We start from the raw sequence: 12,774 nt of genomic DNA on the forward strand, positions 1-12,774 counted from the left end.
CGGTGAAGAGGGAGGCGTCCCGTGTCGGCACCAGCACTCGCGGTCAACCACGTCGGCCTGACCGTGCCGGATGTCTTCGGCGCGATCGACTGGTACGGGCAGGTGTTCGGTTTCCACTGCATCATGGGCCCGCGCGTCCTCGAAGCGACCGGTCACGGGGAGGCCGCGACGGTGCTCGGCCCGCGGTTCCGCCGCGCCTGGCAGGCCCATCTGCTGGCCGGGAACTCCGTGGGCCTGGAACTCTTCCAGTTCATCGACCCGCCCACCCGCGGCGAGCGCGCGGAGGACGAACGGGTGCCTTATCTGGACCGCGGCCCGTGGCACCTCTGCCTCACCCATCCGGACGTGCCGGGCGTGATCGACCGGATCGTCGACGCCGGCGGCACGCTGGTCGCGCCGCCGTACGAGTTCGTTCCGGGCAGGCCGTGGGTCTTGTCCTATGCGACCGACCCGTGGGGCACTGTCCTGGAGATCATGAGCCACAGCTACGCCGAGGCGTTCGCCAACTGGCCGCAGCCCGGCCAGCTCACCCCGCCGACACTCGTGCCGCGCCCGGACGCCGCCGGTTGAGGGCCGGCTACCAGCGCAGGCGAAGTTCCGCGCGACGTGATTCGGCCTCGGTCGTCCAGACGGTCGCAGTTGGACAATTCACGCGTGCGGCGTCTGCGACAACGTGGTGACGGTCACGCGCGCAGCTGCGCGGGACTGGTACCGGCTCTGCTCATGACGGCGCGGGACTGGTTGACGGCCGCGGCGTGTGTGCTCGCGTATGGTGGCGTCGTGGTCATGGGGAGTGAGTCAATGTCCTTCCGGGAGGAATCGGCCGGTGAAGGCGGCAGCTGACGCGGGGCTCGACACGTCGCCCCTCACCGTTGCCTCCACCCGCGCCGAGATGCGGGAGTTCACCACTCGCGTGCTCGGGCGCCGCACGCGGTGGAACGTCTGGGTCGGCCTGCTCGTTCTCTACCTGGTCGCGACAGCCGCCGTCGCGGCCCTCGTCCTCGTCGCCTTGATCCTCGGCGCGCTGGGGACGGAGACGCTGGCCGAGCGGTTGCGTGATCACGCCCTGCTCCTGTCGGCCGGTACGGCGGCCTGCCTGGTCGCCTCCGTGTTCATCTGGGTCGCCCACAGGATGAAGGGCAAGCAAGAGGAGCTCTTTCGGCTGCACCGGTTCGCGACCGCCAACGGGTTCGACTTCACCCCCGAGGTCAAGGAACCCGACCTGCCGGGACTCATCTTCCAGCGCGGCACCCTGCGCCGCTGCTCCGCACGTCTGCGCCGCTTCGGCCCTCGCCCGCTGGAGGTCGCCGACTACACCGCCTGGATCGCGAAGGGGCGCGCGGGCGAGTCGCTGCACTGGTCGTACTTCGCCCTCACGCTCGGTCAGCGGATGCCGCAGATCGTGCTCGACGCCCGCACCGACGAAGGACGGCTGCTCGGATCAACCCTGCCCGTCCAGCCCGCTCAGGACAGGCGAACGCTGGGCGGCCCGTTCGAGGAAGCGTTCCGGCTGTTCTGCCCGCCCGAGGCGGAGGGCTGGGCCCGTTCACTGTTCACGCCGGACATCGTCGCCCGCTTCGTCGGCCCCGGCAAGACCGCTTTCGACGTGGAGGTCGTCGAGGACCGCCTGTTCGTCTACTCCCACCTGCGGTCGCTGTCCTGCTGCGACCCGCAGACGTGGCGGTGGATGAGCGAGACCGCGGACGTGCTCTACGCGCGGCTCGAAGATCTGAACGACGACGCGGCCATGGCCGCCCCCGATCCCGCGGGCGCCGACAGCGAGGCAGCCGAGAGGCCGATCGGTTTCGCGCCGCCGTACGCGCGGCTGCGCCGCCCGTTCCCGGTCATGGCTCTCGTCCCGCTCCTCGTCATGGTCGGTGTCTGGGCCGCCGCGCTCGCCGCCTAGGACTCGCGGGGGCTGGCTGCGCGAGCCCCCGCTTTGAATCAGGGCCACCGGAATCAGGTCTCCGTGCCGTTCGAGCCACTCTTTGCGGAGGGGGAAGCAATGTTGTAGCGCGGGTGATCCGGGATACGAGTACTCGTGGATGACGCGCGATCGTGGGGGTCGTCTGCGGCGAGCGGCGCCAGGCCTGAGTCATTGACTACGGAGCGGACCGGTCAGCGGCGGCGCGGCCTGAGAGCAGCAGCTCGGTGGTGCGGCGGATATGGGCCTCGGTGAGCTGCGCGGCCAGGTCGGCGTCGCGGGCGATGGCCGCCTCCATGATCTCGCGGTGCTCACGGGCGATGTCGCGGTGAGTGCGGTTTTGCTCGGGCCACGACCAGCAGCGGTACACCTCGGAAATCGAGCGAAGTCGAGCCGCGGTGTCGACGAGGTATGCATTCTCGCAGCCCTCGAGGATGGCGACGTGGAACGCTTCGTGCGCGGCTAGCCAGTCTTCGGAGATGTCCGCGGCCGAGGCTTCGGCGCTGATGCGGGCCAGGGCATGGTGCTTGGCGACGACGTTGGCCTCCCACGCAATGTCGCCATGGGTGACCGCCTGCCGCGTGACCAGCGTGTCGATGGCGACGCGTGCCTCGGTGAGTTGGGACAGGCGCTCGACCGAGACGTCGATGACCCGGAACCCGAGCTGCGCCTCGGACGTGGCCAGTCCCTGCTCGACGAGTCGGGGCAGCACCTCGCGCAGCACGCCGGTACTTACCGCGTAGCGCTCGCCGAGACCGTTGAACCCGAGCCGGGAGCCCGGGGTCAGCCGGCCGTTGAGGATGTCGGCTCGGATCTGGGCGAGGACCACGTCTGCGCGGGTGGGGCTCGAGGATCGGGCGCGTGCCATGTCGACATGCTAGCAAAGTTCCGAAAGTTGCGCCGGACCGCGCGCGAGGGCCAAATTTCGCAATATTCTTGACATCTCGAATACGACCTGCTTGTGTGAGTGGTGCCACAGTCTCGGGTCGTACTGACGACCTCGTCACAGGAAGGCGAGCGCGTGCGCATCGCAACACGGTCCGGTCGGACGGTCATCATCTCTCCCGACACCACGTCCCTGGTCGACGTCGCCGAAGCGTCGCGAGGGCGGTTCGGGCCCGACCCGCGCGGGGTGTACGACGCGTGGGAGGAGTTCCTCGACTGGGCCGGGGGTGCCTCGATCGACTTCACCGCAGACGGCGTGCCGGTATTGCTCGAGGAGCTCGGCCCGCCGTCGCCCGAGCCGCGGCAGATCTTCGCGATTGGTCTCAACTACCGCGACCATGCCGACGAGGCGGGTCTGGAATACCCGGACGTGCCTCCGACCTTCACCAAGTGGGTCGGGAGCTTCGCCGGTCCGGTGGGCGACCTCGCGCTTCCCGCGACAACCGTCGACTGGGAGGCCGAGCTCGTCGTCATCATCGGGCGTCGCGCCGCGTGTGTCGCCGCGGCCGACGCATGGTCATACGTCGCCGGACTGACCGTCGGCCAGGACTATTCCGAACGCGCCCTACAGCTTTCTGGTCCGGCTCCGCAGTTCTCGCTCGGCAAGTCGTTCCCGGGGTTCGCGCCACAGGGTCCGTGGCTGGTCACCCCGGACGAGGTCGGCGACCCCGACAATCTCGCGATCGAGTGCCGGATCAACGGGGAGACCATGCAGAAGAGCGCGACCAATCGGCTGATCTTCTCGGTCCCGAGCCTGGTGGAGCGGCTGTCGTCGGTCGTGCCGCTAACTCCGGGCGATGTCATCTTCACCGGCACGCCCGCCGGTGTCGGCGGTGCCCGCAAGCCCGCTCGGTTCCTCAAGGCCGGCGACGTGGTCGAGACGACCATCGAAGGCATCGGTGCCTTGCGCCAGGTCTGCGTCACCGCCCACTGAAAACCCGATTGCGAAAGAACCTGTCATGCCGCTGCACAGACTGACCAGCATCACACTGGGCGTGCCGGACGTCCGGAGCACCGCTGCCTACTACGCGGACTTCGGCCTGACGCCCGTCGCCCCGCCCCTTGGTGCGCCGAACGTCGCGCGGTTCAGCACCGTCGACGGCGGCGAGCAGCTGGCGATCGCCTACGCGCCGCGTCGCAGACTGCTCGACCTCGGTGTCGGAGTGGACGATCCGGACGACCTCGACCGTGTGGCGCGAGCGATGGAGCGGCTGGGGATCGAGATCGTGCGCTCTTCGACGTCGGTGGAAGCCATCGATTCCGGCACCCAGGTCCGGGTGCGAGTGGAGATCGCCCCGCACGTGGAATCCGAGCCCACCCCCGCTCCTGCCTACAACACACCGGGCGTGACAGCCCGCGAGAACGCGCGAGCCGACGCCGTCCTGCGCGAAGGCCGAGTCCGGCCGCGCAAGCTCGGCCACGTCGTCCTGGGCTCCACTGACCAGGAGGCGTCGCAACGGTTCTTCACCGAGGGGGTCGGCTTCAAAGTGAGTGACACGGTCAAGGGCCTCGCCGCGTTCATGCGGTGCTCAACCGACCACCACAACGTTCTTGTGCAGAGCGCGCCGATCAACCTGCTGCACCACACGTCGTGGCAGGTCGACGATGTCGATGAGGTTGGGCGCGGTGCTACGGCGATGCTCGAGCAGGATCCGGAGCGGCACGTCTGGGGACTCGGCCGGCACACGATCGGATCCAACTTCTTCTGGTACCTCAAGGACCCGGCCGGCAACTTCGCCGAGTACTACTCCGACATCGACTGCATTGTCGATGACGCCCTGTGGGAAGCGCGCGTATGGGAGGGGGCGCGATCGCTCTACGACTGGGGGCCTCCGCCGCCGCCGTCGTTCCTCGCACCCGAGGACCTGGCCGGGCTCATGACCGGATCGCATTCAGCATGACTGCCGGAGCGTCGTCCTCGCAACCAGTAAGGAGAACCCGATGACCGAGCAGGTTACGCCATCGGCGCGAAACGTCTTCGTCCCGCACGCGTTCCCCGAGAAGCAGGTCGACCTCGGCGAGGTTGTTCTCAACTATGCCGAGGCCGGCGGGCCCGACAAGCCCGCGCTGCTCCTGATCCCGGAGCAGACAGGGTCGTGGTGGAGCTACGAGCCCGTCATGGGCATGCTCGCAGAGAAATTCCACGTGTTTGCGGTCGACCTTCGGGGCCAAGGGCGAAGCACTTGGACGCCCAAGCGGTACAGCCTCGACAACTTCGGCAACGATCTGGTGCGCTTCATCGCGCTCGTCGTCCAGCGGCCGGTCATCGTGGCGGGCTGCTCCTCGGGCGGACTGCTCGCTGCCTGGCTGTCCGCTTACGCGATGCCCGGCCAGATCCGTGGCGCGCTCTGCGAGGACACGCCCTTCTTCGCCTCCGAACTCGTCCCGGCCTATGGGCACACGATCCGCCAGGGCGCAGGACCGGCGTTCGAGCTGTACCGCAACTACCTCGGCGACCAGTGGTCAGTGGGCGACTGGGCCGGATTCGTCGCAGCCGCCAAGGCGTCGCCGTCCAAGATCCTGAGCTTGTTCCCGATGTCCGAGGAGCCGCCGCAGAACCTCAAGGAGTACGACCCGGAGTGGGGCCGCGTGTTCTTCGAAGGAACTGTCGCGCTTCACTGTCCGCACGACCGGATGCTGTCGCAGGTGAAGACGCCCGTGCTGATCACTCATCACGCGCACGAGATCGACCCGGAGACGGACGAGCTGATCGGCGCGTTGTCGGACGTGCAGGCCGAGCGGGCAATGGCGATCATCCACGCCGCAGGCGCCCAGGTCACCTACGAATCGTTCCCCGATGCTGCACACATGATGCACACCTTCGACCCGGCCCGTTATGCCGAGGTCTTGACAGCATGGGCCGCGAAGCTACCGCCGGTTGACGACATCTCGTCGTCCGTCGCCCGGAGCGTGGACGCATGAACGCCCCGCAGTACGACGGCGACCTGTTCAGTGAGCAGGGGATCCTGGAGCCGTATGAGCGCTATCGCGAGATCCGTGACCTAGGGCCCGCTGTGTGGCTGCCCGGGCTGGACGTCTTCGCGATCGCGCGCTACGACGATGTACGGGCTGTCCTGGGTGACCACGAGACGTTCGTCTCGAGTCATGGTGTGATGCTCAACGATCAATCGAACGAGCTGAGTCGGGGAACCACACTCGCCAGCGACCCACCGCTGCATGAACACCTGCGCCAGGTCGTCGCACATCGGTTGACGCCCAGGGCGCTCCGGGACCAGCGGGACGACATCGATTCGCGCGCCGCGACGGTGGTGGCGGCTGTGCTCGCGCAAGCCGACGACGTGGTCGATGCGGTCCCGGTCATCGCCGAAGCCATGCCTCTAGCGGTCGTCCCGGACTTCCTCGGCTTCCCGGACGAATGCCGTCCCCACCTTCTCGGCTGGGCCAAGTCCGGTGCCGACCTGGGCGGGCCGATCAGCGAGCGGACACCCGCCGCTGCAGAGCACGCCATGGAGCTGGTGCAGTACGTCCGCAAGCTCGTCGAGAACCGCGGCCTGCTCAAGGATTCCTTGGGTGACGACCTGCTCCAGGCTGCCGACCGCGGTGAGGTCGAGTGGCAGCAGTGCCCAGCGCTCTTGCTCGACTACTTCGGGCCGTCGTTGGAGACGACGGTGAGCGCGATCGGCTCAGCCATCGCGCTGTTCGCCCGGCACCCGGACCAGTGGGAACTGCTGAGGGACCGGCCCGATCTGATGGGCGGCGCGTTCAACGAGGTGGTGCGGCTCGAGTCCCCGATCCGCGGATTCACCCGAGTCGCCGTCCGGGACACCGACGTTGGAGGAGTACGCGTCCCTGCTGGTGCGCGCGTGTTCGTGCTGTTCGGCTCGGCGAACCGGGACGAGCGAAAGTGGGACAACGCCGACGAGTTCGACATCTCGCGCGACAACGCCGACCACGTCGCGATGGGCCACGGAGTCCACGGATGTGCGGGGCAGGGCCTCGCTCGCCTCGAGTTCAGCAGCTTGATGACCCGGCTCGCCCAAGTCGTCACGCGATTCGAACTCGTCGGCGAGCCCAAGCTCCTGCTGAACAGCATGACCCGTGCCTACGAGTCCTTGCCCGTGCGTGTCCACACCGCCGCCGTAGCCGACTAGGAGCAAGGTCATGAGGATTGGCGCCGACACATCGAGGTGTGAGGGGCACGGATTGTGTGAGGAGGTCGCCCCTGAGGTCTTTGAACTCGACGATGACGCGGTGGTGGTCGTGCTGCACGAAGAGGTCCCCCCAACGCTTGAGCGGCAGGCCGAGGCGGGCGCACACGCGTGCCCGGTAGCCGCGCTGAAGGTCATCCGATGACGCTCGATCGGATCGTGGTGGTCGGTGGGTCGATCGCCGCGGTGACGGCGGTCGAGACGTTGCGCGTCGAGGGATTCGACGGGTCGATCACTGTGCTCAGTGGTGAGCCTGTGCCGCCGTACACCCGAGTGCCCCTCTCGAAGGGAGCGCTCGCCGGGAATGTGTCACTCGAGGACGTGATGCTGCCACCGTTGTCGAGCGAAGTCGATCTGAGGCTCCACACGCGCGCCCAAGGATTGGACGTGCGCAGTCGACTCGTCTACACCGGTGACGGTCCAGTTCCCTACGACGGTCTTGTTATCGCAACAGGAGCACGTGCTCGACGAATCGGTCCGCCGGGCCGGGCTGAGAATGTCGTGCGCGATCTTGAGCATTGCTCCGCGCTTCGCACCGACCTCGCCACGGCTTCGTCGGTGCTGGTGGTCGGCGGCGGTTTCCTCGGAATGGAGATCGCATCAACCTGCCGTGAGCTCGGCAAGGCGGTCACCGTCGTCGATCGAGAGCCACCACTCGAACGGCTGCTTGGTCCCCTGGTCGGCGAGTGCGTTCGCCAAGCCGCCGGCGAGGCCGGAGTCAGATTTCATATCGCTCCCAAGGGGGTCGAGCTCGTCGGGAGATCGGCGTCGGCTCCGAGCGCGGTCCGTACGGGGGATGGCGAGGTTCTGGAAGCCGATGTCGTTGTGTCCGCGGTCGGCGATGTGCCCAATGTCGAGTGGCTCGCTGAGAGCGGGTTGGCCGTTGATGGAGGCGTCCGCGTCGACGCGTGGTGTCGTGCCAGCCCGGAGATCGTCGCGGCCGGTGATGTGGCTGCAGTAGCCGCGACAAGCGGTCCGGCGAGGCGGACACCAAGTTGGAGCAACGCCGTTGAACAGGCCCGGTCTGCTGCGCGCGTCCTGCTGCGGGGCAGCGAGGCTCCTGCATACAGGCCGTCGAACTATCACTGGACGGAGCAGTTCGGCCTTGACGTGAAGATGTCCGGTCACCTCGGTCCGGCGGGGATACCTGAAGTCGTCGCGGGGTCCCTCGACCGGCGCTCGGCGTTACTGGTGTGGCGGGCTTCGGGTGTCGCGTACTGCGTCATGGCGCTGAACTACGGCATTCGGCCGGCCCAGCTGAAGCGTCTCGCCCGTGCGGTCAAACCGGGGGCTGGGATGACCACCGTTGATGCCGTCCTGACCACATGAGTGGCGCACGGTGATCACCCGGCGAGATGGACGGCTGGGCTGGTCTGTGGCTGAAGAAGCGAGGAAGAGACACATGAGTTTCGACGAAGCGACGCCCCTGTACGACGTCATAGTGGTCGGCTACGGGCCGGTCGGGCAGGTCCTCACCAACCTCCTGGCGCAGGACGGTCACCGGGTGGCCGTGATCGAGCGCTGGCCGGAGCTCTACCCGCGGCCCCGGGCAGCCCACTTCGACCATGAAATCCGCCGTCTCCTTGACCGGCTCGGTGTGGTCGCCGAGCTGGGCGAGGATGTGGTGGGGATGCGCAGCTACGAATGGCGGGGCGCGGACGGTGAGCTGATCCTCGATCTCGAGGCCGACATGCTCGCCGCCAGCGGTTATGTGTTCAGCCACCTCTTCTACCAGCCCGCCCTCGAGCGGGCCCTGCACGAGCGGGCACTGCGCGCACCGTCGGTGGACCTCCTGCGCGGCTGGGAGATGGTCTCGGTCGCGGAGACCGACGGGATCGTGACGGCCATCGGCGAGCGCACCCGTCCCGCCGGTGCCGGTGAGCTCGAGCTCACCGGGGAGCGCATCGAGCTGCGCGGCCGGTTCGTGGTCGGCGCCGACGGCGCGAATTCCCGGCTGCGGACACTTTCCGGCATCGGCGAGGTCGACCTGGGTTTCTCCGAGCACTGGCTCGTCGTCGACGTCGGTTTCCCTGATCACGATGTCGCCGAGCGGCTCTGGGCCCAGCTCGGCGACTCCTGCCAGTGGTGCGATCCACGCCGTCCGCACATGTCCGTGCAGGTTGGCCGGTACCACCGCCGCTGGGAGTTCATGCTCCTGCCCGGTGAGGACCCGGCCGAGTTCGCCGCGGACGACGTGGTGTGGCGCATGCTGGAGCGCTGGGTTGGACCCGCAGACGCGGTGCTGGAGCGACACGTCGTCTACCGGTTCAGCTCCTCGCTCGCCGAGCGGATGCGGGTGGGCCGTACCCTGCTGATCGGCGACGCCGCCCATGTCATGCCCCCGTTCATGGGGCAGGGCCTGTGCTCGGGTCTGCGGGATGCGGCCAACCTCGCCTGGAAGCTCGATCTCGTCCTCCGCGGGATCAGCGACGAGGCGTTGCTCGACACGCTGACCGCGGAGCGGTACGAGCAGAACCGGCGCACCATCGAGGTGTCGATGCGGATGGGCCGGGTCAGCTGCACGCTCGACCCCGCAGCCGCGCGCAACCGCGACGAGGCGTTCCGGACCGGCCGGACACCGCCACCGGAGCCGATGCCGGGGCTGCGGGGCGGGATCCGCCGCCGACCGGCCGGCACGGGCTCGGACCCGTTGGCCGGATCCCTCGCCGTGCAGGGGCTGGTCGGCCGCGACGGCCGGCGCGGGCTCGCCGATGCCGTCGTAGGCGACGGGTTCTGCCTGATCACCCGGCACGGCGTCGATCTCGCCGAGGACGACCTGCGCACCGTCAACGCGCTCGGGATCCGCCTGCTCTGCCTCGACCCGGCCCAGCCGGACGGGTGCACCGATCTCGACGGCCGGCTGACGGGCTGGCTCAGTGAGACGGGAGTCGAGGCCGTCCTCGTCCGCCCCGACTTCTATGTGTTCGGCTGCGCGCCCACCACCGCGGACGTGCCCGCGCTCCTCGCCGACCTCCGCGACCAACTCCTGACCGGCAAGAACGCGCCCGTTGCAACCCGTGTGGAGGCTCGATGACCAGCAGTGAAGCCACAACCCTCGCCGGGGGCGTTCTCGGCGTCGCCGAGGGCGCCGTCGACGTGCACAGCCACTTCCTGCCGCTGGTGTACCGCCAGGCGCTGACCGGGCTCGGCAGCGATCTGCCCGACAACATCCCGAGCCTGCCGACCTGGAGCGCGGCCGCGCAGATCGCCGGCATGGACACCCTCGGCATCGCCACTGCGATCCTGTCGATCTCCTCGCCGGGGGTGCTCCTGCCCGAACGGGAGGCCACGGTGGCGCTGGCGCGGTCGGTGAACGACGCCGGCGCCGAGATCGTGCGCGGCCGGCCCGACAGGTTCGGCCACCTGGCGTCGCTGCCGCTGCCGCACGTCGAGGACTCGGTGCGTGAGCTCGAGCGGGCGTTCGACGAGCTTGGTGCCGACGGGATCACCATGTTGACCAACTACGCGGGCCGCTACATCGGCGATCCGATGTTCCGTCCCGTGTTGGAGGAGCTCGACCGCCGCGCGGCCGTCGTCCTCGTGCACCCGACCGCGCCGCCGAACCACGAGGCAGTCTCGTTCGGCCGGATGATCCCGATGCTGGAGTTCCCGTTCGAGACGACAAGGGCGTTCACCGACCTGGTGCTGGGTGGGAGCACCCGCCGGTTCCCCCGCATCCGGTGGATCGTCTCGCACGCCGGCGCCGCACTTCCGGTCCTTGCCGAGCGCGTGGCTTGGGTGTCACGGCTGCTTTCGAGCGACGTTGCGGGCGCCGACGTCCACGCGGAGTTCGCGAAGCTGCATTACGACCTCGCAGGCACAGTGTTACCCACCCAGCTTCCCGCGCTGCTGTCGTGGGTCGGCGGCGATCGTGTGCTGTACGGCTCCGACATGACGTTCACTCCAGTGGAGGCGCTCATCCCGCTCGCGGAGCAGCTGAGCACCACCGAGCACCTGTCCGGCAGGTACCGCGACGTCCTGCGGGGACACGCCGAGCTCCTGTTCCCGCGAGTCGCCGCACGATGATCACGACGGCGTGGATCACCGGCGACATGTGGCGGGCCGGCTCGACCAGCCGCCGGTCCGCCATCCCGTGACGATGAACGGAGCAACCACCATGTCGGCATCGGACCGACCCCTCCTGCAGGTGATCGCCGGAAGCACCCGCCCGGGACGAGCGGGCATCGCCGTGGCACGATGGATCAGCGAGCACGCCGAGAAGCAGGGCACGTTCAGGGTGGAGCTGGTCGATCTCGCCGAAGTCGGCCTGCCCCTCCTCGACGAGCCCCACCATCCCCGGCTGCGTCGCTACGTCCACCATCACACTCGGACATGGAGCGCCACCATCGACCGCGCCGACGCGTTCGTCTTCGTCGTCCCCGAGTACAACCACGGCGTCAACGCCGCGACCAAGAACGCCCTCGACTATCTGGTGCACGAATGGGCTCACAAGCCGGCAGGCCTGGTCGGCTACGGCGGCGTGGCCGGCGGCGCACGCGCGGTGCACTCTCTCAAACCCACATTCTCGATCCTGAAGATGTTCCCGATGGGCGAGAGCGTGACCGTCCCCTTCGTCGCCACGTTCCTCGACGGGGAAAGCGGGGATCGCCGCTTCACGCCCAACGCCGAGATCGAAGACGGTGCGACTGCCATGCTCGACGCTCTCGCCAGGGTCGCCCCGATCCTGCGCCAGCTGCGGACCGCATGAGCGCGGCTCGGCCAGACCGACGCCTGCCGACGACATGAGGAAAGGGTAGGAGGACCGATGCGCTGGAGCACGTTCCGCTCCGCCGAAGGGGATGAACGCGTTGGCGTGTGGCACGACGGGCAGCTGTATGCGGTGCCCGGCAACGTATCGTTGGTCGAGTTGATCGCCGACGACCGGCTCGTCGAGGCCGCGGCCCAGGGACGGCCGGTACCGGATCGCGACGCCGTCACGCTGCTTCCCCCGATCCCGCGACCACCCGCGATCCGCGACTTCATGGCTTTCGAGGAGCACGTGGTCACCGCAAGCGCGGCGATCGGGCTGACCGTGGATCCGCTCTGGTACTCCCAGCCTGTCTTCTATTTCACCAACCCGGCTTCGCTACTGGGCGCCACCAGCGACGTCGCGATACCGCCAGGCAGCGAGGCCCTGGACTACGAACTCGAGATCGCCGCGGTGATCGGGCGCGAGGGGAGCGACCTGTCCCCGGCGGAGGCGGTCGACCACATCGCGGGCTACATCCTGTTCTGCGACTGGAGCGCCCGCGACCTGCAGGGCGCCGAGATGCGTCTCAACCTCGGGCCCGCCAAGGGCAAGGACTTCGCCTCGAGCTGCGGGCCGTGGATGGTCACCCCCGACGAACTCCCACCCGATGCTCGGATGACCGCATCGGTCAACGAACGTCCGTGCTCCGCCGGTCGGCTCAACTCCCTCTACTGGAGCTTCGGCCAGATGATCGCCTACGCGTCCCGCGGCACCCGCGTGGTTCCCGGCGACCTGATCGGCTCAGGAACGGTCGGTACCGGCTGTTTGCTCGAACTCTCCCGTGTCCACGGGAGCGAAGCCTATCCGTGGTTGCACGCTGGCGACCATGTCCACCTCGAGGCCGACGGGCTCGGCTCCATCGACGCCCGCGTCATCCCAGGCCCTTCGCCCGTTCCGTTACGCCCTGATGCCTAGCGCATGGTCGGTCCGGTGTAGTGATGATCAACGACTCGGCAGACTTGACCGAGTGGAGTAAGGACGAATCA

The 12,774-nt window shown here is 68.4% G+C and carries 13 protein-coding genes; 12 read left to right on the forward strand and 1 reads right to left on the reverse strand.

The annotated features are described in order from the left end of the window. Positions 1-21 precede the first annotated feature (21 nt). Positions 22-570: a VOC family protein gene (locus ABZ193_RS02115; RefSeq protein ID WP_354708504.1), complete on the forward strand. Its 549-nt coding sequence runs from the start codon at positions 22-24 to the stop codon at positions 568-570. Positions 571-826: 256 nt separating this feature from the next. Then, a complete protein-coding gene (locus ABZ193_RS02120) occupies positions 827-1,906 on the forward strand; it encodes a hypothetical protein (RefSeq protein WP_354708505.1) in 1,080 nt (359 codons plus the stop codon). Between the two features lie 196 nt (positions 1,907-2,102). On the opposite strand, the gene ABZ193_RS02125 is transcribed toward ABZ193_RS02120, so the two are convergent. Continuing rightward, positions 2,103-2,792: a GntR family transcriptional regulator gene (locus ABZ193_RS02125; protein WP_354708506.1), complete on the reverse strand. Its 690-nt coding sequence runs from the start codon at positions 2,790-2,792 to the stop codon at positions 2,103-2,105. 153 nt (positions 2,793-2,945) lie between these two features. On the opposite strand from ABZ193_RS02125, the gene ABZ193_RS02130 reads away from it, so the two are divergent. From ABZ193_RS02130 to ABZ193_RS02175, 10 genes are all read left to right on the forward strand, one after another. Continuing rightward, positions 2,946-3,803, forward strand: coding sequence for a fumarylacetoacetate hydrolase family protein (locus ABZ193_RS02130; RefSeq protein ID WP_354708507.1), 858 nt, complete (start codon positions 2,946-2,948; stop codon positions 3,801-3,803). Between the two features lie 25 nt (positions 3,804-3,828). Next, positions 3,829-4,770, forward strand: coding sequence for a VOC family protein (locus ABZ193_RS02135; protein WP_354708508.1), 942 nt, complete (start codon positions 3,829-3,831; stop codon positions 4,768-4,770). Between the two features lie 40 nt (positions 4,771-4,810). After that, a complete protein-coding gene (locus tag ABZ193_RS02140; RefSeq protein ID WP_354708509.1) occupies positions 4,811-5,791 on the forward strand; it encodes an alpha/beta hydrolase in 981 nt (326 codons plus the stop codon). Continuing rightward, entirely contained in the window at positions 5,788-6,981 is a 1,194-nt protein-coding gene (locus tag ABZ193_RS02145; protein ID WP_354708510.1) for a cytochrome P450, read from the forward strand. Before ABZ193_RS02140 ends, ABZ193_RS02145 begins: the two co-directional genes overlap by 4 nt. Positions 6,982-6,991: 10 nt before the next feature. After that, positions 6,992-7,183 (forward strand): ferredoxin, encoded by a 192-nt coding sequence (locus ABZ193_RS02150; protein WP_354708511.1) that lies wholly within the window; start codon positions 6,992-6,994, stop codon positions 7,181-7,183. Next, complete coding sequence (locus ABZ193_RS02155; RefSeq protein WP_354708512.1) at positions 7,180-8,367, forward strand: FAD-dependent oxidoreductase; 1,188 nt, start codon at positions 7,180-7,182, stop codon at positions 8,365-8,367. The genes ABZ193_RS02150 and ABZ193_RS02155 overlap by 4 nt, the downstream gene beginning before the upstream one ends. 73 nt (positions 8,368-8,440) lie before the next feature. Next, positions 8,441-10,072: a bifunctional 3-(3-hydroxy-phenyl)propionate/3-hydroxycinnamic acid hydroxylase gene (locus ABZ193_RS02160; protein WP_354708513.1), complete on the forward strand. Its 1,632-nt coding sequence runs from the start codon at positions 8,441-8,443 to the stop codon at positions 10,070-10,072. Continuing rightward, a complete protein-coding gene (locus tag ABZ193_RS02165; RefSeq protein WP_354708514.1) occupies positions 10,069-11,064 on the forward strand; it encodes an amidohydrolase family protein in 996 nt (331 codons plus the stop codon). Before ABZ193_RS02160 ends, ABZ193_RS02165 begins: the two co-directional genes overlap by 4 nt. A gap of 10 nt (positions 11,065-11,074) precedes the next feature. Beyond that, positions 11,075-11,746 carry an NAD(P)H-dependent oxidoreductase gene (locus tag ABZ193_RS02170; RefSeq protein WP_354708515.1) on the forward strand — a complete coding sequence of 224 codons (672 nt, stop codon included), beginning with the start codon at positions 11,075-11,077 and terminating at the stop codon, positions 11,744-11,746. 57 nt (positions 11,747-11,803) lie between these two features. Continuing rightward, the gene (locus ABZ193_RS02175; RefSeq protein ID WP_354708516.1) at positions 11,804-12,703 is read left to right on the forward strand and encodes a fumarylacetoacetate hydrolase family protein; all 900 of its coding nucleotides are present in this window, start codon (positions 11,804-11,806) and stop codon (positions 12,701-12,703) included. The last annotated feature ends 71 nt before the right edge of the window (positions 12,704-12,774 follow it).

This window comes from Amycolatopsis sp. NPDC006125 (assembly GCF_040614195.1).
Taxonomy (GTDB): Bacteria; Actinomycetota; Actinomycetes; order Mycobacteriales; family Pseudonocardiaceae; genus Amycolatopsis_E; species Amycolatopsis_E tucumanensis.